The 20,122-nt window shown below is 74.7% G+C and carries 18 protein-coding genes; 2 read left to right on the plus strand and 16 right to left on the minus strand.

Features of this window, described 5'->3' with window-relative positions:
• Positions 1 to 66: 66 nt before the first annotated feature.
• The 14 genes from lgt to K5O09_RS10515 form a co-directional block, all read right to left on the minus strand.
• Complete coding sequence (gene lgt / locus K5O09_RS10450) at positions 67 to 957, minus strand: prolipoprotein diacylglyceryl transferase (RefSeq protein ID WP_222172720.1); 891 nt, start codon at positions 955 to 957, stop codon at positions 67 to 69.
• Positions 958 to 1,099: 142 nt separating this feature from the next.
• Positions 1,100 to 1,918, minus strand: a complete 819-nt coding sequence (gene trpA, locus K5O09_RS10455; protein ID WP_370635426.1) for a tryptophan synthase subunit alpha — start codon at positions 1,916 to 1,918, stop codon at positions 1,100 to 1,102.
• Positions 1,915 to 3,189, minus strand: coding sequence for a tryptophan synthase subunit beta (trpB, locus tag K5O09_RS10460; RefSeq protein ID WP_222172722.1), 1,275 nt, complete (start codon positions 3,187 to 3,189; stop codon positions 1,915 to 1,917). Before trpB ends, trpA begins: the two co-directional genes overlap by 4 nt.
• A 70-nt stretch (positions 3,190 to 3,259) precedes the next feature.
• A complete protein-coding gene (gene trpC / locus K5O09_RS10465; RefSeq protein ID WP_222169502.1) occupies positions 3,260 to 4,075 on the minus strand; it encodes an indole-3-glycerol phosphate synthase TrpC in 816 nt (271 codons plus the stop codon).
• A gap of 140 nt (positions 4,076 to 4,215) precedes the next feature.
• Positions 4,216 to 4,695 (minus strand): DUF2752 domain-containing protein, encoded by a 480-nt coding sequence (locus tag K5O09_RS10470; RefSeq protein WP_255595228.1) that lies wholly within the window; start codon positions 4,693 to 4,695, stop codon positions 4,216 to 4,218.
• Between the two features lie 6 nt (positions 4,696 to 4,701).
• Complete coding sequence (locus tag K5O09_RS10475) at positions 4,702 to 5,151, minus strand: CD225/dispanin family protein (protein ID WP_222169503.1); 450 nt, start codon at positions 5,149 to 5,151, stop codon at positions 4,702 to 4,704.
• 159 nt (positions 5,152 to 5,310) lie between these two features.
• Positions 5,311 to 5,631 (minus strand): HGxxPAAW family protein, encoded by a 321-nt coding sequence (locus K5O09_RS10480; protein ID WP_222169504.1) that lies wholly within the window; start codon positions 5,629 to 5,631, stop codon positions 5,311 to 5,313.
• A 59-nt stretch (positions 5,632 to 5,690) separates the two neighbouring features.
• Positions 5,691 to 6,371, minus strand: coding sequence for a Trp biosynthesis-associated membrane protein (locus tag K5O09_RS10485; RefSeq protein WP_222169505.1), 681 nt, complete (start codon positions 6,369 to 6,371; stop codon positions 5,691 to 5,693).
• Positions 6,361 to 7,974 carry an anthranilate synthase component I gene (locus tag K5O09_RS10490; RefSeq protein ID WP_222169506.1) on the minus strand — a complete coding sequence of 538 codons (1,614 nt, stop codon included), beginning with the start codon at positions 7,972 to 7,974 and terminating at the stop codon, positions 6,361 to 6,363. The genes K5O09_RS10485 and K5O09_RS10490 overlap by 11 nt, the downstream gene beginning before the upstream one ends.
• On the minus strand, positions 7,971 to 8,402 hold the full coding sequence (gene hisI / locus K5O09_RS10495; RefSeq protein WP_222169507.1) for a phosphoribosyl-AMP cyclohydrolase: 432 nt from the start codon (positions 8,400 to 8,402) through the stop codon (positions 7,971 to 7,973). Before hisI ends, K5O09_RS10490 begins: the two co-directional genes overlap by 4 nt.
• Before the next feature lie 33 nt (positions 8,403 to 8,435).
• Positions 8,436 to 10,256 (minus strand): ABC transporter ATP-binding protein, encoded by a 1,821-nt coding sequence (locus K5O09_RS10500; RefSeq protein WP_222169508.1) that lies wholly within the window; start codon positions 10,254 to 10,256, stop codon positions 8,436 to 8,438.
• Positions 10,253 to 12,127: an ABC transporter ATP-binding protein gene (locus tag K5O09_RS10505; protein ID WP_222172724.1), complete on the minus strand. Its 1,875-nt coding sequence runs from the start codon at positions 12,125 to 12,127 to the stop codon at positions 10,253 to 10,255. The genes K5O09_RS10500 and K5O09_RS10505 overlap by 4 nt, the downstream gene beginning before the upstream one ends.
• Positions 12,128 to 12,376: 249 nt before the next feature.
• Positions 12,377 to 13,870 carry a 30S ribosomal protein S1 gene (gene rpsA, locus K5O09_RS10510; protein ID WP_222169509.1) on the minus strand — a complete coding sequence of 498 codons (1,494 nt, stop codon included), beginning with the start codon at positions 13,868 to 13,870 and terminating at the stop codon, positions 12,377 to 12,379.
• A 147-nt stretch (positions 13,871 to 14,017) separates the two neighbouring features.
• The gene (locus tag K5O09_RS10515; protein WP_222169510.1) at positions 14,018 to 15,043 is read right to left on the minus strand and encodes a 6-phosphofructokinase; all 1,026 of its coding nucleotides are present in this window, start codon (positions 15,041 to 15,043) and stop codon (positions 14,018 to 14,020) included.
• A gap of 123 nt (positions 15,044 to 15,166) precedes the next feature.
• On the opposite strand from K5O09_RS10515, the gene K5O09_RS10520 reads away from it, so the two are divergent.
• Entirely contained in the window at positions 15,167 to 16,105 is a 939-nt protein-coding gene (locus K5O09_RS10520; protein ID WP_222169511.1) for a class I SAM-dependent methyltransferase, read from the plus strand.
• 65 nt (positions 16,106 to 16,170) lie between these two features.
• Here K5O09_RS10520 and polA read toward each other — a convergent pair whose 3' ends face one another.
• Positions 16,171 to 18,900 carry a DNA polymerase I gene (gene polA / locus K5O09_RS10525; protein WP_222169512.1) on the minus strand — a complete coding sequence of 910 codons (2,730 nt, stop codon included), beginning with the start codon at positions 18,898 to 18,900 and terminating at the stop codon, positions 16,171 to 16,173.
• Between polA and K5O09_RS10530 the strand changes: the two genes are divergently transcribed.
• Positions 18,899 to 19,351, plus strand: a complete 453-nt coding sequence (locus K5O09_RS10530) for a PaaI family thioesterase (RefSeq protein WP_222169513.1) — start codon at positions 18,899 to 18,901, stop codon at positions 19,349 to 19,351. The genes polA and K5O09_RS10530 overlap by 2 nt on opposite strands.
• Here the strand turns inward: K5O09_RS10530 and K5O09_RS10535 are convergent.
• Positions 19,264 to 19,947 carry a GNAT family N-acetyltransferase gene (locus tag K5O09_RS10535; RefSeq protein ID WP_255595229.1) on the minus strand — a complete coding sequence of 228 codons (684 nt, stop codon included), beginning with the start codon at positions 19,945 to 19,947 and terminating at the stop codon, positions 19,264 to 19,266. The genes K5O09_RS10530 and K5O09_RS10535 overlap by 88 nt on opposite strands.
• Positions 19,948 to 20,122: the final 175 nt, after the last annotated feature.

Consider the following 20,122-nt stretch of genomic DNA (forward strand, 5'->3'; position numbering starts at 1 on the left):
ACCTGTCGGAAACACAGGCGCTCACATCGCGAGAAAGTGACGTGGGTCACACGGGCGGAGCCGCGGTCAGCGGGCGGTGCCGTGCTCCTCCACATCGGCGTCCTGCGTACCGGATCCGCGCAGGTCGGGTGTGGTCTCGCGTCCAGGATGACGACGTCCGACAACCACGAACGCTACCAGCGCCCCCAGACCGACGATGATCGACGTCCACACGTTGAGCCGGAACGGACCGATCATCTCCGCCGGGTCGATGCGCAGCAGCTCGATCCAGAGCCGCCCCGTCGTGTAGACCACGACATACAGCCAGAACACCCGGCCGTGGCCCAGCCGGAACCGGCGGTCCAGCCAGATCAGGAGCGCCGCGCCCGCCAGGTTCCACAGCAGCTCGTAGAGGAAGGTCGGGTGGAACAGGGTGCCGGGCTCGTAGCCGGCCGGCAGGTGCGCGTCGTCGATCTGCAGGCCCCAGGGCAGCGTCGTCGGGCCGCCGAACAGCTCCTGGTTGAACCAGTTGCCGAGCCGCCCGACGGCCTGCGCGACCAGGAGGCCGGGCGCCAGCGCGTCCGCGAACACCGGGAACGACACGCCCTGCCGACGGCAGCCGATGTACGCGCCGACCGCACCCAGCGCGATCGCCCCCCAGATGCCGAGGCCGCCCTCCCAGATGGCGAACGCCTTCCACGGGTCGCCGCCCGCCCCGAAGTACGCGTCCGGCGACGAGACCACGTGGTACAGCCGGCCGCCGACGATGCCGAACGGGACCGCCCAGAACGCGATCTCCAGCACCTGGTCGGGATCGCCGCCCCGCTCCTTCCACCGCCGCTGGGTCAGCAGGACGGCCGCGACGATGCCGAGCAGGATCGCCAGGGCGTACGCACGCAGCGGCACCGGGCCGAGGTGCCAGACACCCTGCGAGGGACTCGGGATCGCGGCCGGGAGGGCCGTGGCGAGGCTGAGGATCACGACGCGAGCCTAGGCCACGCAGGCCGACGGGCGGCACGTCCGCCTGGCGGCGTGCGCCGGCCCAGGTGTGTCGACCTCGCGCGCCGAGGCGGGCGCGCACGCCCGTGCGGGTGACGCGGCACGGACGCGGCGCCGCGCGTCAGCGGGAGCGGCGCAGGCCGTCCGCCAGGCCGGACGCGACCGCCGCCAGGGCGTCGAGCCCCGCGCGCTCGTCGTCGGCACCGGCCAGGGCGCGGACGAACGCCGAGCCGACGATGACGCCGTCCGCGTACCGCCCGATGTCCTGCGCCTGCTCGGGCCGGGACACGCCCAGCCCGACGCACACGTGGTCCGCCCCGGCCGCGCGCGTGTCGGCGACGAGCTGCTCCGCGCGGGCGCCGACCGTGGTCCGCTCCCCCGTCACGCCCATCGTCGACGCCGCGTACACGAACCCGCGGGACGCCGCAGCCGTCATCGCCAGCCGCTCCGGCGTGGAGGACGGCGCGACGAGGAACACCCGGTCCAGGTCGTGCTCGCGCGAGGCGGCGATCCAGTCCTGGCCCTCGTCGGGGATGAGGTCCGGCGTGATGAGCCCCGCACCACCGGCCGACGCGAGGTCGCGGGCGAGCGCGTCGACCCCGTAGCGCAGCACCGGGTTCCAGTACGTCATGACGAGCACGGGCGCGCCGGTGGCCGCGATCTGCTCGACGGCGCCCAGGACGTCGTGCACCCGGGTCCCCGCGGCCAGCGCGTGGTCGACGGCGTGCTGGATGACCGGTCCGTCCATGACGGGGTCGGAGTACGGCAGACCGAGCTCGACCACGTCGACGCCGGCCTCCACCATCGTGCGCGCGGCCGCCACGGAGCCGGCGACGCTCGGGAACCCGAGCGGCAGGTACCCGACGAGCGCGGCCCGCCCCTCGGCCTTCACGCGGTCCAGCGTCGCGGCGGTCCGCGAGGTCGTCGCCACGTCGCTCACAGCTGCTCTCCCTCGTCCGCCTGCACGACCGGCTTGTCCTCCAGCAGGTCGAACCACGCCGCCGCGGTCGCCACGTCCTTGTCCCCGCGCCCCGACAGGTTCACCAGGAGGACCGGCTCGCGGCCGTCGGGCGTCTCCCAGCCGGCGACCTCCCGGCCGAGCTGGATCGCGCCCGCGAGGGCGTGCGCCGACTCGATCGCGGGGATGATGCCCTCGGTGCGGCACAGGAGCTGGAAGGCGTCCATCGCCTCGGCGTCCGTGACCGGCCGGTACTCCGCCCGGCCGATGTCGTGCAGCCACGCGTGCTCGGGCCCGACGCTCGGGTAGTCCAGCCCCGCGGAGACCGAGTGGCTGGGCAGCGTCTGGCCGTCGTCGTCCTGCAGCAGGTACGACTTCGTGCCCTGGAGCACGCCCGGTGAGCCACCGCTGAACCGGGACGCGTGACGCCCGGACGCGATGCCCTCGCCGCCGGCCTCGAAGCCGAACAGCCGCACCGACGGGTCGTCGAGGAACGCGTTGAAGATGCCCATCGCGTTCGACCCGCCGCCCACGCAGGCCGCCACGGCGTCGGGCAGCCGGCCGATCTCCTCCGCGAGCTGGGCCTTCGCCTCCTCGCCGATGATCTTGTGGAAGTCGCGCACCATCTCGGGGAACGGGTGCGGGCCGGTCACCGTGCCGAGCAGGTAGTGCGTCGTGTCGACGTTCGCCACCCAGTCGCGCAGCGCCTCGTTGATCGCGTCCTTCAGGGTGCGCGACCCGATGGTCACCGGGACGACGGTCGCGCCGAGCAGCCGCATCCGGGCGACGTTGAGCGCCTGGCGCCGCGTGTCCTCCTCGCCCATGTAGACGACGCACTCGAGGTCGAGCAGCGCCGCCGCGGTGGCCGTGGCCACGCCGTGCTGGCCCGCACCGGTCTCCGCGATCACGCGGGTCTTGCCCATGCGCTTCACGAGCAGCGCCTGGCCGAGCACGTTGTTGATCTTGTGCGAGCCGGTGTGGTTGAGGTCCTCGCGCTTGAGGAACACCCGCACGCCCGGCGCGACGTGCTCCGCGAACCGCTTCACCTCGGTCAGCGGGCTCGGCCGCCCGGTGTACGTGCGGTGCAGGCGGGCGAGCTCCGCGCCGAACGACGGGTCCGCCAGCGCCTTGTGGAACTCCGTGTCGAGCTCGTCCAGGGCCGCGACCAGCGCCTCCGGGACGAACCGCCCACCGAAGTCGCCGAAGTACGGGCCCGTGTGGGTGCCGAGCGGCCCCCCGGGCGTCTCCCCCACCAGGGGGACCTGCGGACCCTGCCGACCCGTGGTCACTCGCTGCTCCTCGCTGCCGTGCTGCTGCTGGGTGTCACTGCCGGACGGCGCGCAGCGACGGGTGCGCGCCCGCCGCCACGAGGTCCGCGACCGACTGCCGCGGCGCGTCGTCCGTGACGAGCGCCTCGCCCACGAGCACCGCGTCGGCACCCGCCCGGGCGTAGTCCATGACGTCGTGCGGCCCGCGCACGCCCGACTCCGCGACCTTGACGACGTCCGCGGGGATCGACGGCGCCACGCGGGCGAACGTGCCGCGGTCGACGTCGAGCGTCTTGAGGTTCCGGGCGTTGACGCCGACGACGCGGGCACCCGCGTCCACCGCGCGCGCCACCTCCTCGGTGTCGTGCACCTCGACCAGGGCGGTCATGCCCAGGGAGTGCACGCGCTCGACGAGGGAGGTCAGCACCGTCTGCTCGAGCGCCGCCACGATGAGCAGCACCAGGTCGGCGCCGTGCGCCCGCGCCTCCCACACCTGGTACGGCGTGACGACGAAGTCCTTGCGCAGCACCGGGATGTCCACCGCGGCGCGCACGTGGTCGAGGTCGGCCAGGCTGCCGTTGAACCGGCGCTGCTCGGTGAGCACCGAGATGACGGTCGCGCCGCCCTTCTCGTACTCCGCGGCGAGCGCGGCCGGGTCGGTGATCGTCGCGAGGGCGCCCTTGCTCGGGCTGGACCGCTTGACCTCGGCGATGACCGTGACGGCGTCGTCCAGCCGCAGCCGCGAGACGCAGTCCTTCGCGCCCGGCACGCGGGCGGCGCGCTCCTTGAGCACGGCCAGCGGCGTCGCGGCCTCACGCACGGCGAGGTCCTCGCGGACGCCCGCCACGATGTCGTCCAGCACGGTGCCCATCGGTCCTCATCTCCCCCGAGTCCGCGGCTGCCCGCCGCGCGGTGCCGCCCTCGCCATCGTAGGGGGCCCCGGGCACACGGCCGGACCACGGCCCAGCGGGTGGGACGCGAGGCGACCGCCGCCGACCACGCAGGGGCAGGTCAGGGGGCCAGCCAGGGGGCGAGGGCCGGTACGTTGCGGGCCACCCAGTACACGAGCAGGAGGACGAGCAGCGCGTTGACGGTCCACCCGGGCAGCAGGCGCGCCTTGGGGGCACCCCGGACGGCGCGCCGGGTCCAGGCCAGCCAGCTGGCGACCATGAGCGGCAGGGCCACGACCAGCAGCGGGTTCATGCCCCACGCGCCCGCGACGTCGAGCTGGGTGAGGTCGTGCAGGGCTCGCAGGGACCCGCAGCCGGGGCAGTAGAGCCCGGTCAGCAGGAGGAACGGGCACGTCGGGTAGTGGCCCGGGCGGTTCGGGTCGACCGTCGCGAGCACGGCCAGCGCAGCTCCGGCCGCACCGGCGACGAGCACGGGCCCCGACGCCACGCGCCGCAGCGCGCCGCCGTGAGGCGACGGGCTGCGGCGCGGGTCGGCGTGCGGGGTCCCGACGGCGTCGGGCAGGTGCCGGTCGGTGACCACGGTGGCTCAGTACGAGGAGGTGAAGCCCGTGCCGAGGACGCCGGCGAAGATCAGGATCCCGTACAAGATCGCGAACACGACGCCGCCGATGACGCTCCAGATCGCCCACTGCTTGGCCTTGCGGGCGGACTCGAGGGCACCGGCCTGGTCACCGGCGTTCCACTTCGTGTTGACCTGCGACGCGAAGACGATCGACACGATGCCCAGCGGGATGCAGCACAGCACCGTCGCGAGGATCGAGAAGACGAGGTAGTTCTGCGGCGGGGCGGCGTAGCCCTGCTGCCCGTAGCCGGCGGGCTGGCCGTACGCCTGGGGCTGGCCGTAGCCGGCCGCCGGGTCGCTCGACGAGTACTGGCCGTACTGCGGGATGCCCCCCGGCGTGCTGCCGGGCTGCTGGCCGGAGCCGTCGCCCTCGGGGTGGGAGTACGGGTCCTGCGGCTGGTTGGGCGTCGACATGGCGCTCCTGTCGTGGTCGTACGGCTGCTGAATCGCGTCTGCGCAGTCGGACAGCGCTCCGCGGCCCCCCAGGTGTACCGGAGCCGGGGTCCGCCGTCCAGCACTGGGACCCCCGCGCGCCCAGGTTCGACCCCGGACGGGCCCGACCCGTGCGAGGCGTCAGTGCCCGCCGGCGCGGCGCTGCTTCTCCAGCGTGTGCCGCCCGCCCTGGCCGTAGCCCGCGACCTGCAGGATCTTGCCGACCACGACGCCGCCGAGCGCGACGCCCATGCCGACCCAGAACAGCCAGACCTGCCCGACGATCATGCCGAGCGCGGCCGCCACGGAGCCGACGAGGACGATGACGGTGGTGGTCCAGGCGGCCGTGGTGTGGCCGTGGTTCGTCGGCGGCGCCGACGGCGGCAGCCGCAGCGTCTCGGAGCCCGGGGACTGCGGGGCACCGGTCACGACACCGGGGGAACGGACCGACTGCTCGACCATCGTGGCAACACACCTTTCATGACATGGTGTCGTCACCCTAGCGGACGCGCGGGTGCCGCTCAGGTCGGGTCGTCGCCCCGGCTCAACGCGTCCCACGTGCTGCGCTCGTCCGCCGTGTCCGCCCCGCCGGAACCGCCCGCGCCCCCGTCCCCGGGTGCGCCGGCGGCGCCGGTGCCGCGGTCGACCGCGCCCCTCCCCCCGTCGGCGCGCACAGCGCGCTCGTGGCGGTCGGACGGCGCCGTCCACCGGCCCGACGCGACGGCCAGCCAGGCGGCAGCGGTGACAGCGAGGAGCCCGATCGCGGCCGCCACGACCGGCCATGCGGCGACGACGGCCTCCCCCGCCAGGCTCGCCACACCCGTCGCGTCGGCCGCGGCGCGCTCGGCCGCGGAGGCGGCCCCGCTCCGGGCGGCCAGTGCCGACCCGGTGACGAGAGCGCCCGCGGCCGCCACGACCGCCACGACCACCCAGCGCCCGACGCGCCCGACCAGCCCCACCGCGCCGGCCGCGGCGAGCAGCACGAGCGCGCCGGCGACGATCCCCGGAGCCGCGGCCGAGCCACGCACGGTCACCGCGACCGGCTCGCCGAGCGCGTTCGCGCCCTCGGCCGTCACCCAGGCGGGCAGCGTCACGAGGCCGGCCAGGCCGGCGAGCAGCAGCAGCACCAGGACCGCCCGGCCGCGACCCGCAGCGTCGCGACGCACGGGCGTCCGGCCGGCCGAGGCGTCGTCAGCCGCCATGTCGTCCCGCCCCGCGCAGGCGCGCCGCGATCTGCACCGCCCGGACGGCGGCCGCCGCCTTGTCGCGCGACTCGCGGTACTCGGTCTCCGGCACCGAGTCGGCGACGATGCCCGCGCCCGCCTGCACGCTGGCGCGGCCGTCGCGGATCAGCGCCGTCCGGATCGCGATGGCCATGTCCATGTCGCCGGCCAGGTCGAAGTAGCCCACCGTGCCGCCGTAGATGCCGCGGCGGGCAGGCTCGATCTCGTCGATCAGGGCGATCGCCCGCGGCTTCGGCGCTCCCGAGAGCGTGCCGGCGGGGAACGTCGCGGTCAGGGCGCCCAGCGCCGTGGCCCCCTCCCGCAGGCGGCCGACCACGGTCGAGCAGATGTGCATGATGTGGCTGAAGCGGCGCACCTCCATGAACTCCACGACCTCCACGGTCGCGGGCTCGCACACCTTGACGAGGTCGTTGCGCGCCAGGTCCACGAGCATGAGGTGCTCCGCGCGCTCCTTCGGGTCCGCGAGCAGCTCGTCGTGCAGCGCGCGGTCCTCCTCCGGGGTGGCTCCGCGGGGACGGGACCCGGCGATGGGGAACGTCGTGACGTGCCCCTCCGAGACCTTCACCAGGGTCTCCGGGCTGGACCCGACCACCGCGAAGTCGTGCCCGTCGGCGTCCTGGAGCTGGAGGTAGTACATGTACGGGCTCGGGTTCACGGTGCGCAGCACCCGGTAGACGTCGAGCGGGTCGGCGGGGCAGTCCAGGTCGAGGCGCTGCGACAGCACGACCTGGAAGACCTCGCCGTCGCGGATCGCCTCCTTCCCGGTGAGGACGGCCTGCTCGTACTCCTCGGCCGTGGAGCGGAACTCGAGCTCCGGGACGGGAGCGTCCCCGAGCGCGGCCGCCGCGGGCGCGACAGGGCTCAGCAGCGCCTCCTGCATGGCGTCGAGGCGTGCCACGGCGTCGGCGTGCGCCTCGTCGACGCGCTCGTCCGAGCCGTCGAAGTTGATCGCGTTCGCGATCAGCCACACGGAGCCGTCCCGGTGGTCGGTGACCGCGAGGTCGGTGGCGAGGCAGAGGGTGAGCTCGGGGACGCCGAGCTCGTCCGGCGCCGCGGCGGGGAGCGTCGGCTCCCAGTGGCGCACGACGTCCCACCCGAGGGCACCGACGAGACCGCCGGTCAGCGGGGGCAGCCCCGGCACGGCGGGCGTGCGCAGCACCTCGAGGGTGCGGCCGAGCACGTCGAGCGGCTCGCCGTCGGTCGGCACGCCCGCCGGCACGTCGCCGGTCCACACCGCACGGCCGTCACGCACGCTGAGCGTGGCGCGGGACCGCACACCGACGAACGACCAGCGCGACCACGTGCCGTCCTGCTCCGCCGACTCCAGCACGAAGGTGCCCGGACGACCCGCCGCGAGCGTGCGGTACAGACCGACCGGCGTGGTGTCGTCCGCGAGCAGGCGGCGCACCACGGGGACGACGCGGCGGTCGGCGGCACGCTCGCGGAACTCCTCCAGCGTGGGCCAGGTGCTGCCCCACGGGACCTCGACCGCCGCCTCGGCCGGCGCGGGGCGGGCCTCGAGCGACGTCGGGTGCGGCGAGGCGGCCGCGGGCGGGGTCACGCCGCACCCCCGGCGGCCGCGACCGGGCGCTCCCCCACGACGGCGGCCAGCGGGCCGCCCGCCTCGAAGCACGTCCGGGACCCGGTGTGGCAGGCGGCGCCGACCTGGTCGACGCGGACCAGCAGGGCGTCGCCGTCGCAGTCGAGCGCGACGGACTTCACGTACTGCGCGTGCCCGGACGTGTCGCCCTTGCGCCAGTACTCCTGCCGGGAGCGGCTCCAGAACGTGACGCGGCCCGTCGTGAGGGTGCGGTGCAGCGCCTCGTCGTCCATCCAGCCGACCATGAGGACGTCGCCGGTGTCGTGCTGCTGGACCACGGCGGCGACCAGGCCGGCGGGGTCACGGCTCAGCCGCGCGGCGACGGCGGGGTCGAGCGCGGACGACCGAGCGGGCGTGCGGGAGGTGTCGGGAGCAGGGTGCTGTGCCACCGGGCGATCCTCCCACGAGCGCGCGGGACGCGGTCAGCGCGTCTGCGAGACCCACGCCCGGTGCATCGCGGCGTACACGCCGTCGCGGGCCACCAGCTGCTCGTGCGGGCCGACCTCCACCACGCGCCCGGCGTCGACGACCACGACGAGGTCGGCGGCCTCCGCGGTGGACAGCCGGTGCGCGATGGTGATCGTGCTGCGCCCGCTGGTGAGCGAGTCGAGGGCGCGCGCGATGCGGACCTCGGTCGCCGGGTCGACGGCCGAGGTCGCCTCGTCGAGCACGAGCAGGTCCGCGTCCGCCAGGTACGCCCGGGTGAGGGCGACGAGCTGCCGCTCCCCCGCCGACAGCGCCTCGCCGCGCTGCCCGACGGGCGTGTCCAGCCCCGACGGCAGCTCCTGCGCCCAGTCGGCGATCCCGAGCTCCTCGAGGGCGGTGCGCAGCAGCGGCTCGGCGGCGTCGCGGTCGGGCGTCGCGCCGTCCGGCCCCGGCCGCAGGCCGTACAGCAGGTTGTCCGCGAGCGTGGTGTCGAACAGGAAGCCCTCCTGCGGCACCATGACCACGCGGCGGCGCAGGTGCTGGGTGCTGACGGTGCGCAGGTCCGTGCCGTCCAGCAGCACCGTCCCGCTCGTCGGGTCCATGAGGCGGGTGACGAGCTTCGCGATCGTCGTCTTGCCCGAGCCGGTCGCGCCGACCACGGCCACCGAGCGGCCGGCGGGCAGCCGCAGGTCGACGTCGTGCAGCACCGGCGGTCCGCCCGGGTACGCGAACCCGACGCCGCGCAGCTCGACCGACGCCGGCCCGCGCTGCGACGGGACACCGCGCGGTCCCGGGTCGGCCACCTGCACGGGCGTGTCGATGATGCCGAGCACGCGCCGCCAGCCGGCGACCGCGTTCTGCAGCTCGTTGAGGACCTCGGTCGCCTGCTGCACCGGGCCCGTGAACAGCTGCACGAGGAACAGGAACGCCAGGAGGCGCCCGACGCTCAGGTCACCGGCGGCCCCCAGCGCCGTGCCTGCCACGACCACGACCGCCAGCACGAGGTTCGCGACCAGCACGCCGGACGAGAAGACGCCGGCGACGGTGTTCTGCGCCCGCACCATCGCGTCGCGTGTGGCGTCGATGCGGCCGTCCACCGTGCGCTGCACCCGCCGCTGCACGCCGTAGGCCCGGATGGTCTCGGCGCCGACCACGGCCTCCGACACGGCGCCGAGCATCGCGCCGACGCGCTCGCGCACCCGGGTGTACGCCACGTTCACCCGGCGCTGGAGGGGCCGCAGGGCCAGCGCCAGCGGGCCGAAGCAGAGCCACACGAGGATGGTCAGCTGCCAGGAGTAGACGGCCATGAGCACGGTCGCCACGGCGACCTGCAGCGTCGAGACGAGCAGCATGATGCCGCCCCACTGCACGAACATCGAGATGGTGTCGACGTCGGACGTGACCCGGGACACCAGCGACCCGCGCCGCTCCGTGTTCTGCGTCAGCACCGACAGGTCGTGCACGTGCCGGAAGGCCCGGACCCGCAGCTCCGCGAGCCCCGCCTCGGAGGCCCGGAACAGCCGGACGTTCACCAGGGCGGAGCACAGGCCCCCGGCGAGCAGCGCCACGGCGGCCAGGGTCACGAGCGTGACGACCCGCCGCACGTCCGGGCCGCCCTCGGCGAGGATCCCGGTGTCCATGACCTGCTGCACGGCGACCGGGACGACGACCTTGCCGGCGGCGGCCAGCACCGCCAGCAGGAACGTTAGCCAGAGCCCCTGCACGAGCTGCGGCGACACCTGCACGCCGCGGCGCAGCGTCCCCAGCACCCCGAGCTGCGGGCCGCCCCCGAGGGCGTCGGCCTGCGGCGCGCTCATCGGACCTCCTCCTCGTCCTGCTCCTCCGCCACGAGCAGCCCCGTCTCGAGCTCCTCCTCGGCCTCCTCGGCCTCGAGCTCCGCCTCCAGCGCCTCGGCCCGGCGCGCGGCGCGGCGCTCCGACTCCTGCTCGTACGCCGTCGCGAGCTCCCGGTAGCCGGGGTCACGGGCCAGCAGCTCCGCGTGCGTGCCCCGGTCGACGACGCGCCCGCCCGCGACGTGCACCACCTCGTCCGCCAGGAGCACCGACGACATCCGGTACGCCACGAGCAGCACCGTCGGACCACCCGCGGCACCGCCGGTGTGCTCCCGCAGCCCCGTGAGGATCCCCTGCTCCACGCGCGGGTCCACGGCCGAGGTCGCGTCGTCGAGCACGAGCAGCCGCGGTCGCCGGACCAGCGCCCGCGCGATCGCCAGCCGCTGCCGCTGGCCGCCGGACAGGTTCGACCCGCGCTCGCCGAGCGGGGCGTCGAGCCCGCCCGGGAGGTCCCGGACGACGCCGTCGACCCGCGCGAGCCGCAACGCCGCCCACACCTCGTCGTCGTCGGGCGCATCCGGGTCGTCGCCGTCGCACAGCGTGACGTTGCCCCGCACCGTGTCCTCGAAGACGAAGGTCTGCTGGCCGACCAGCACCACCTGGGCCGTGAGGTCACCGGGCACGAGGTCGCGCACGTCGGTGCCGTCGACCTCGACGGTCCCCGAGGTCGGGTCGGTCAGCCGCGCGACCAGCGACACGAGCGTGGTCTTGCCCGCACCGGTGGGCCCGACCACCGCGACGACGCGCCCGGGCGCCACGTCGAGGTCGACGTCCCGGAGCAGGTCGACCGGCCCGTCCGGCCCCGGCACCCGCACGCCGACCCCGGACATCCGCAGCGAGGCGCCCTGCGGCGCCCGCGCGAGGGGGCGGGTCCCGGGGACCAGCTCGCCCCCGGAGTCGACGACCCGCGCGACGCGGTCGTGGCCGACGAGCGCCCGCGGCAGCTCGCCGAGCACCCAGCCGAACGCGCGCACGGGGACCGCCATGAGCGTCAGGAGGTACGCGGCGGCCACGACGTCGCCGGTCTGCACCGCCCCGGCCGCCACGCGCTGGACGCCCACGAGCAGCACCAGCAACGTCCCCACGCCGGGCAGCATGTCGATCACCGGGTCGAAGTACGCCCGGACCACGCCGACGCGGACGTTCGCCGCCCGGAGCCGGTCGGCACGCTCGGCGAACCGGCGCTCCTCCCGGTCCTCCGTGCCGAGGGACTTCACGAGCAGCGCGGCCTCGAAGCTCTCGTGCGCGATGTCGGCGACCTCGGCCCGCAGCTGCTGCGCGCGGGTCGCGGCCGGCGACATCCGCCGCTGGAACACGAGGTTCGCGACCACCGCGGCCGGCAGCACCACGAGCGCCGCCACCGCGAGCCACACGTCCGTCGACAGCAGCGCGACGGCCGCGACGCCGATCATCACGACGACGCCCAGCGCGAACGGCAGGGGGTTGAACACACCGGTCGCGGCCTCGACGTCCGCCGACGCGTTCGACAGCAGCTGGCCGGTGGGGTGCTGCCGGTGCCAGGTCATGGGCAGGCGGAGGTACTGCCGGGTCACGGCGCGCCGGTGCATGGCCTGCTGGTCGGCGACGCCCATGCCCGCGAAGATCCGCCGGCCCGCGACCGCCGCCGCGAGCGAGACCGCCACGAGCGCGAGCACGCCGCCGGCCAGCCAGATGCGGCCGCGGGCGACCGGGTCGCCGTCGAGCGCCGGCACCACCACGGTGTCGGTCGCCCACCCGAGCACCCGGCTGACCGCGACGGTCAGCGCGCCGAAGGCGGCCGAGGTGCTGATGGCCAGCACGTACGTGCGCGGCTGCGACGCGATGCCGCGGCCCATGAGCAGCAGGGACCGCCGCAGGACCGAGCCGGTGAGCGTCGCCGGGCGGGGCGTGGTGGAGCGGGCAGGCACAGCTCGGCCTCTCGGGAAGGGGTGGTGGGCGGCGAGGTCGATCCTCTCACGCAGCACCGACACCCGGCCCGGCGCGGGACCGGGCGCATGACCGGGCGCAGGAACGCCGACGGGCCGGCCACCCGCAGGTGGCCGGCCCGTCGGACCGGTGCGCCGGGGACGAGCCCGGCACCAGTGTCAGTTGCCGGTGAGCTTCTCGCGCAGCGCGGCGAGCGCCTCGTCCGACGCCAGCGTGCCGGTCGCCTCCTGGGCCGGGGCCGAGGAGTAGGACGACGAGCCGCCGGCCGAGGACGAGGAGGACGAGGACGACGACGCGCCCTCCGACGCGGCCTCCGCGTCGGCCTGGACGGCGTCCAGGACCTGCTTGCGGTGCGCCTCCCAGCGCTCGTGGGCCTTGGCGTACTGCGCCTCCCAGGCCTCGCGCTGGGTCTCGTAGCCCTCGAGCCACTCGTTGGTCGCCGGGTCGAAGCCCTCGGGGTACTTGTAGTTCCCCTCCTCGTCGTACTCGGCCGCCATGCCGTACAGCGCGGGGTCGAAGTCCTCGGAGGTCGGGTCGAAGCCCTCGTTCGCCTGCTTGAGCGACAGCGAGATGCGGCGGCGCTCCAGGTCGATGTCGATGACCTTGACGAACACGTCGTCGCCGACCTGCACGACCTGCTCCGGGATCTCGACGTGGCGCACGGCCAGCTCCGAGATGTGCACCAGACCCTCGATGCCGTCCTCGACGCGCACGAACGCACCGAACGGGACGAGCTTGGTGACCTTGCCGGGGACGACCTGGCCGATGGCGTGCGTCCGGGCGAACGCCTGCCACGGGTCCTCCTGCGTCGCCTTCAGCGACAGCGAGACCCGCTCGCGGTCGAAGTCGACGTCCAGGACCTCGACCGTGACCTCCTGGCCGACCTCGACGACCTCGGACGGGTGGTCGATGTGCTTCCAGGACAGCTCGGAGACGTGCACGAGCCCGTCCACGCCGCCCAGGTCGACGAACGCACCGAAGTTGACGATCGAGGACACGACACCGGGGCGCACCTGGCCCTTCTGCAGGGTCTGCAGGAAGGTGGAGCGGACCTCGGACTGCGTCTGCTCGAGCCACGCGCGGCGCGACAGGACCACGTTGTTGCGGTTCTTGTCGAGCTCGATGATCTTCGCCTCGATCTCCTTGCCGACGTACGGCTGGAGGTCGCGGACGCGACGCATCTCCACCAGGGAGGCGGGCAGGAAGCCGCGGAGGCCGATGTCGAGGATGAGGCCACCCTTGACCACCTCGATGACGGTGCCGGTGACGACGCCGTCCTCCTCCTTGATCTTCTCGATCGTGCCCCAGGCGCGCTCGTACTGGGCGCGCTTCTTGGACAGGATCAGCCGGCCTTCCTTGTCCTCCTTCTGGAGGACGAGGGCCTCGACCTCGTCACCGACCTTGACGACCTCGCCCGGGTCCACGTCGTGCTTGATGGACAGCTCGCGGGACGGGATGACGCCCTCGGTCTTGTAGCCGATGTCGAGCAGGACCTCGTCGCGGTCGACCTTGACGATGGTGCCCTCGACGATGTCACCGTCGTTGAAGTACTTGATGGTGGCGTCGACGGCGGCGAGGAAGTCCTCGGCCGAGCCGATGTCGTTGACCGCGACCTGCGGGGTGCCGGGCTTGGCGGGGGTGGAGATGCTCATGTAGGGATGGGCTCCGATGCGGACAGTTGTCGTGCGGACAGGGATTCGGCGGCGCAGCGGCCCCTCTGCGCGACCCTAGGAGGTCGAGGCAGGGCACGCCACACCGCCGAATACCTTACCGGCCGCGGTGACGGCCGGTCAAAGCGATCAGGCCAGGGCCCGCGCCACCCGCAGCAGGTCCGCCGGGACGTGCTTGACCTTGCCCGCGATCTCCGGCAGCGGCACCAGGACGACGTCCTCGCCGCGCAGCGCGGTCATCACGTTCGACTCCCCGCGGCTGATCGCGTCGATCGCCGCCACGCCGAACCGGCTGCCGAGGATCCGGTCCGCCGGGACGGGGCTGCCCCCGCGCTGGACGTGCCCGAGCACGGTCACGCGCGTGTCGAAGCCGGTGCGCTGCTCGATCTCCGCCTTGACCCGCTCGCCGATGGCGCCCGCGACGATCTCGCCGAACTGCCCGACCGGGGCCTCGTAGGACATCGACGTGCCCTCGGCGGGGACGGCGCCCTCCGCCACGACGACGATCGAGAAGTTCGCGTGCGCGCGGTGCCGGTGCTTGAGGAACTTGATGATCGCGTCGATGTCGAACGGCTCCTCGGGCGCCAGGACGACCTCCGCACCACCGGCGATGCCCGCGGTGACGGCGATCCAGCCGGCGTGCCGGCCCATGACCTCGACGATCATGACGCGGTTGTGCGACTCGGCCGTCGTGTGGACCCGGTCCAGCGCCTCCGTGGCGATCTCCACGGCCGTGTCGAAGCCGATCGACCGGTCGGTGCCCCAGACGTCGTTGTCGATGGTCTTGGGGATCGCGACGATCTTGACGCCGGCCTCGGCCACCTTGGACGCGGCGTGCAGGGTGCCGTCGCCGCCGATGCAGATCAGCGCCTCGATGCGTTCCGCCTCGAGCGTCGCCAGCACGCCGTCCATGCCTCCGTTGGAGGCGTGCGGGTGGTACCGGGCCGTCCCGAGCAGCGTGCCGCCGACCGGCAGGACGTTGCGGATGTGGTTGCGCGTCAACGGGACGATGTCCCCGTCGACCACCCCGCGCCAGCCGTTGCGGAACCCGATGATCGAGTGCCCGTACTCCCCCTCGCCGCGCTTCACCACGGCCCGGATGGCGGCGTTCAGGCCGGGGACGTCGCCTCCGCCGGTGAGCAGTCCGACTCGCACGCTGAGGTCTCCTTCATCCAGGGGGTGGGGGTGGGCCGCAGCTCCGTCGCGCGACGCGACCAGGCTATCCGCACCGGGTCCGCACCGGTGAGCCGGAGGTCCCGGGGCAGTACGGTCGGGGGGATGACCAGCCAGGAGCAGCACCGCAGCCGGGACGGAGGTCCGGGCGGCGCCCCGGCCCCGGGCCCGCTGGCGTCCGCCGGTTACGTCGACCTCCCTGCGGGCGCGGTCGAGGGTGCCGGCCGCCGCTGGTGGGACGCGAACGCCGGCGAGTACCTCGACGAGCACGGTTCGTTCCTCGGCGACGACGACTTCGTGTGGTGCCCCGAGGGGCTGCGCGAGGCGGACGCGCGGCTGCTCGGCCAGGTCGCCGGGCGACGGGTCCTCGAGGTCGGGGCGGGCGCGGCGCAGTGCTCGCGCTGGCTCGCCGCGCACGGGGCGCTGGCGGTGGCCACCGACGTCTCCGGCGGGATGCTGCGGGCCGCCGCGCGGCTGGACCGGGGCGCGCGCGGCGGCGCGGGAGCCGGCGGGCGGGCCAGGTCCGGCGCGGACCGGCCCTCCGACGCCGGGCCGGTCGGCGGCGCACGCACCCCGGTGCCGCTCGTCCAGGCCGACGCCCGGGCGCTGCCGTTCCCGGAGGCGTCGTTCGACGCGGTGTTCACGGCGTACGGTGCCATCCCGTTCGTCCCCGACGCCGCCCGGGTCCACGCCGAGGCGGCCCGGGTGCTGCGTCCGGGCGGCCGGTGGGTGTGCTCGGTGACGCACCCCGTGCGGTGGGCGTTCCCCGACGACCCGGGGCCGCGGGGCCTGACGGCGGACCGGTCGTACTTCGACCGGCGGCCGTACGTCGAGCAGGACGAGCAGGGCCGCGTCCTGTACGCGGAGTACCACCGGACCGTCGGGGACCACGTGGCCGACGTCGTCGCGGCCGGCCTGGTGCTGGACGCGCTGGTCGAGCCCGCCTGGCCCGAGGGGCACGACAGGACGTGGGGCGGCTGGAGCCCCCTGCGCGGCGCGCACCTGCCCGGCACGCTGATCCTCGTGGCGCACCGCCCGGCCTGAGTCCGACCAGCCCGCGAGCCCGGTGGTCGCAGTGGGTGGGGGTCGGGTGACCGGGGCCGGCGGGGTCAGTGGCCGGCGTCGTGCCAGCTCGGGCCCACGCCGACCGACACGTCGAGGGGGACCTCGAGTGCGTACGCCGCGCCCATCTGCGCGCGCACCAGCGCCTCGACGGCGTCGCGCTCGCCGGGAGCCACCTCGAGGACGAGCTCGTCGTGCACCTGGAGCAGCAGCCGCGACCCGAGCCCCTGCGCGTCGAGCTCCCGCTGCACGCCGAGCATCGCCAGCTTGATGATGTCCGCGGCGCTGCCCTGGATGGGAGCGTTGAGCGCCATGCGCTCGGCGGCCTCCCGGCGGATCCGGTTGTCGCTCGTCAGGTCCGGCAGGTACCGGCGCCGGCCGAGGATCGTCGCGGTGTAGCCCGTCGCGCGGGCCTCGTCGGCCACGCCGGCCAGGTAGTCACGGACACCGCCGAACCGGGAGAAGTAGTCGCGCATCAGCGCGGACGCCTCGGCGACGTCGATCTTGAGCTGCTGCGACAGGCCGTACGACGACAGGCCGTACGCCAGCCCGTAGGACATCGCCTTGATCTTGGAGCGCTGGGCGCTGCTCACCTGGTCGGTCGGCACCCCGAACACCCGCGAGCCGACGTAGGAGTGCAGGTCCTCCCCCGCGGTGAACGCCTCGATGAGGCCGGCGTCGCCCGACAGGTGCGCCATGATGCGCATCTCGATCTGCGAGTAGTCCGCGGTGAGCAGCGTCTCGTACCCGGCGCCGACGACGAACGCGCGGCGGATCTGGCGGCCGGCCTCGGTGCGGATCGGGATGTTCTGCAGGTTCGGGTCCGTGGACGACAGGCGGCCGGTCGCCGCGATCGTCTGCTGGAACGTCGTGTGGATCCGGCCGTCGGGCGCGACGGACCGCAGCAGGCCCTCGACGGTCTGCCGGAGCCGGATCGCGTCGCGGTGCGCCAGCAGGTGCTCCAGGAACGGGTGCCCGGTGCGGGCGAACAGGTCCGCCAGGGCGTTGGCGTCGGTGGTGTAGCCGGTCTTGATCTTCTTGGTCTTCGGCATCTCGAGCTGGTCGAACAGCACCTCCTGGAGCTGCTTCGGCGAGCCGAGGTTCACCTCCCGGCCGATGACGTCGTAGGCCTCGGCGGCGGCGCGCTGCACGGCGGTGTCGTACTCCTTCTCGAGCGCCGCCAGGTAGTCGGAGTCCGCGGCGATGCCGACGTGCTCCATGCGCCCCAGCACGCCCTCGAGCGGCAGCTCGACGTCGCGCAGCAGGTGGTCGGCGCCCCGGTCCGCGAGCTGCCCGCCGAGCACGTCGACGAGGTCCAGCACGGCGGCCGCGCGCACGGCGCCGCGGGCACCCTCCTGCGACCCCTCGAGGTCGAGGTCGAGCGCTCCCTGGCCGGAGTCGTCCGCCACCGCGCCGAGCTCCCGCCGCAGGTAGCCGATCGCGAGGTCCGACAGGTCGTAGCCGCGGCGGTCGGGCTGCAGCAGGTACGCGCCGAGCTCGGTGTCGAACTCCACGCCGGCGAGCGCGAACCCGCGTCCCGCCAGCGCGTGCCAGGCCTCCTTCGCGGCGTGGAGCGCCTTCGGCTGCGCGGGGTCGGCCAGCCAGGCGCCGAGCGCCGCCTCGTCCTCGGGGGCGAGCTGCGCGAGGTCGTACGCCACGGCCTCGTCGCCGACGACGAGGGCGATCCCCCACGCGTCACCGCCCGCCGGCGACGCCGAGCCCTGGACGTCGACCGCCGTGCGCACGCCGGCGTGCCGCTCGAACCACGCGGCCAGGCCGCCGTCGACCGGCGTGACGATCCCGGGCCCCTCGGACGGCCCGGCGACCTCCCCCGCGCCGTCGCCCTCACCCGGGAGCATGGCGAACAGGCGGTCCCGCAGGGTGCGGAACTCGAGCTCGTCGAGGATGGTGTGCAGCGCCTCGCGGTCCCACGGGCGCGCGGCCAGGTCCTCCGGGCCGAGCGGCAGCTCCAGGTCGTCCAGCAGCCGGTTGAGCTGGCGGTTGAGCAGGACCTGGTCGAGGTGCGCGCGCAGCGACTCCCCCGCCTTGCCGGTGATCCTGTCGACGTTCGCGACCACGCCCTGCAGGCCGTCGTAGGTGGCGATCCACTTCGCGGCCGTCTTCGGCCCGACGCCGGGCACGCCCGGCAGGTTGTCCGACGACTCGCCCACCAGCGCGGCGACGTCGGGGTACCGGGACGGCGGCACGGCGTACTTCGCCTCGACGGCCTCCGGCGTCATGCGCGCGAGCTCGGAGACGCCCTTGACGGGGTAGAGCACGGTGACGCGCTCCGTCACGAGCTGCAGCGAGTCGCGGTCGCCCGAGCAGATGAGCACGTCCATCCCCTCGGCCGCGCCCTGGCGCGCCAGCGTCGCGAGGATGTCGTCGGCCTCGAAGCCCGGCTTGTCCAGCGTCGGGATGTGCATGGTCGCGAGGACCTGCTTGATGACCTCGACCTGGCCGCGGAACGGCTCGGGGGACGCCGAGCGGTTCGCCTTGTACTCCTCGTACTGCTCCGTGCGGAACGTCGTGCGACCCGCGTCGAAGGCCACCGCGACGTGCGTCGGCGCCTCGTCCCGCAGCAGGTTGGCGAGCATCGACACGAACCCGAAGACCGCGTTGGTGGGCTGGCCGGTCGAGGTGGCGAACTTGTCCACCGGGAGGGCGAAGAACGCCCGGTACGCCACCGAGTGGCCGTCCACCAGGAGCAGTCGTGCGGGCTGCCCGCCGGCGGGGAGTCGCGTCGCGTCAGTCACGGGTGCCAACCTATCGGGCATGTCCGACACCGGCCCGCACCCCATCGACACCCCCGAGGCCCCCGACGGCGCCGGGGACCCCGGCCTCGCCTTCCCTCCCGGCACGCTCATGGAGCGCCTGGGCATGACGCTGCTGGAGGTGACGCCGGAGCGGGCCGTCGGGACGCTGCCGGTCGCCGGCAACACGCAGCCCTACGGCCTCCTGCACGGCGGTGCCTCGGCGGCCCTGGCCGAGACCCTCGGCTCGTACGCGGCCGCCGCCCACGCCGGCCCGGGCCGGCGCGCGGTGGGCATCGAGCTGAGCTGCACGCACCACCGGTCCGCGACCGACGGCGTCGTCACGGGCACCGCCACCGCGGTGCACCTCGGCGGGCGGGTGGCGACCTACGACGTGGTGGTCGAGGACCCGCGCGGCCGGCGCGTGTGCTCCGCGCGGCTGACCTGCATGCTGATCGACGACCGCCCGGTCTGAGCCACTGCGGCCTCGGCGGCGGTCGCGTTCCGGCCGGCCCGCGCCCGGCGCCGGCGCGCGATGAGGTCGTCCAGCCCGACGCGCGTGCTGCGTCGCGCCGGGGCGTCGGCGACCAGCCGGCGCTGCAGCGCCTCGGTGCTGGCCACGCGGTGCGCGGCCGCGGGGGCGAACCCCAGCCGAGCGAGGAACCGCAGCATGCCGCGCGCTCCCGGCAGCGGGACCGCGAGCACGTCCGCGGCACCGGCCCGCTGGGCCTCCTCGACCACGGCGCCGAGCAGGGCGTGGCCCACGCCGCGGCGGCGCGCGCCCTCCGCGACGTAGACGGCCTCGATCGAGACGGCCACCTCGTCCGTGAACAGGCTGGGCCCGACGATCCGGGCCAGGGCCAGCCCGCAGACCTCGCCGTCCAGCAGGCCGACGATCCCGCACGCCCCCGGCTCACCGACGAGCGCGCCGATCTGGTGCCGCAGGCGGTCGGCGTCGTCCGTGCAGAGCTGCGCGCCCACCACCGACTCCGCGCGGGCGGCGAGGCTCAGGGCGACGAGGACGTCGAGGTCCTCGGGTCGGGCAGGGCGCACGGTGACGGGCGACGGCACGGCGACCTCCTGTCAGCACTCGGACGGGGCGACGACAACGATGTCGTCGCGAGCCTGCTGCGCCCCCCGCGGCACCGCCCGATCATGGCGCACGTCCCCCCGTCCTGCCTAGTCGCCTCGGGCAGCGAACCACGTGCCCGCGCCCGAACGCCCTGGTCAGCACGACGGGGTGCGA

Source organism: Cellulomonas sp. C5510, assembly GCF_019797765.1.
Classification (GTDB): Bacteria; Actinomycetota; Actinomycetes; order Actinomycetales; family Cellulomonadaceae; genus Cellulomonas.

Excerpts from the sequence above, each read along its gene's own strand:
- K5O09_RS10505 (WP_222172724.1), bottom strand. The coding sequence starts at position 12,127 with ATGGGCCGCGGCATCGCGTCGCAGCCGCGCACGTACGTGCTGGCCATC.
- K5O09_RS10500 (WP_222169508.1), bottom strand. The coding sequence starts at position 10,256 with ATGAGCGCGCCGCAGGCCGACGCCCTCGGGGGCGGCCCGCAGCTCGGG.
- polA (WP_222169512.1), bottom strand. The coding sequence starts at position 18,900 with ATGCCCGATAGGTTGGCACCCGTGACTGACGCGACGCGACTCCCCGCC.
- trpC (WP_222169502.1), bottom strand. The coding sequence starts at position 4,075 with ATGGGCACCGTGCTGGACGACATCGTGGCGGGCGTCCGCGAGGACCTC.
- K5O09_RS10485 (WP_222169505.1), bottom strand. The coding sequence starts at position 6,371 with ATGGCGGCTGACGACGCCTCGGCCGGCCGGACGCCCGTGCGTCGCGAC.
- K5O09_RS10480 (WP_222169504.1), bottom strand. The coding sequence starts at position 5,631 with ATGGTCGAGCAGTCGGTCCGTTCCCCCGGTGTCGTGACCGGTGCCCCG.
- K5O09_RS10520 (WP_222169511.1), top strand. The coding sequence starts at position 15,167 with ATGACCAGCCAGGAGCAGCACCGCAGCCGGGACGGAGGTCCGGGCGGC.
- K5O09_RS10475 (WP_222169503.1), bottom strand. The coding sequence starts at position 5,151 with ATGTCGACGCCCAACCAGCCGCAGGACCCGTACTCCCACCCCGAGGGC.
- K5O09_RS10530 (WP_222169513.1), top strand. The coding sequence starts at position 18,899 with ATGTCCGACACCGGCCCGCACCCCATCGACACCCCCGAGGCCCCCGAC.
- rpsA (WP_222169509.1), bottom strand. The coding sequence starts at position 13,870 with ATGAGCATCTCCACCCCCGCCAAGCCCGGCACCCCGCAGGTCGCGGTC.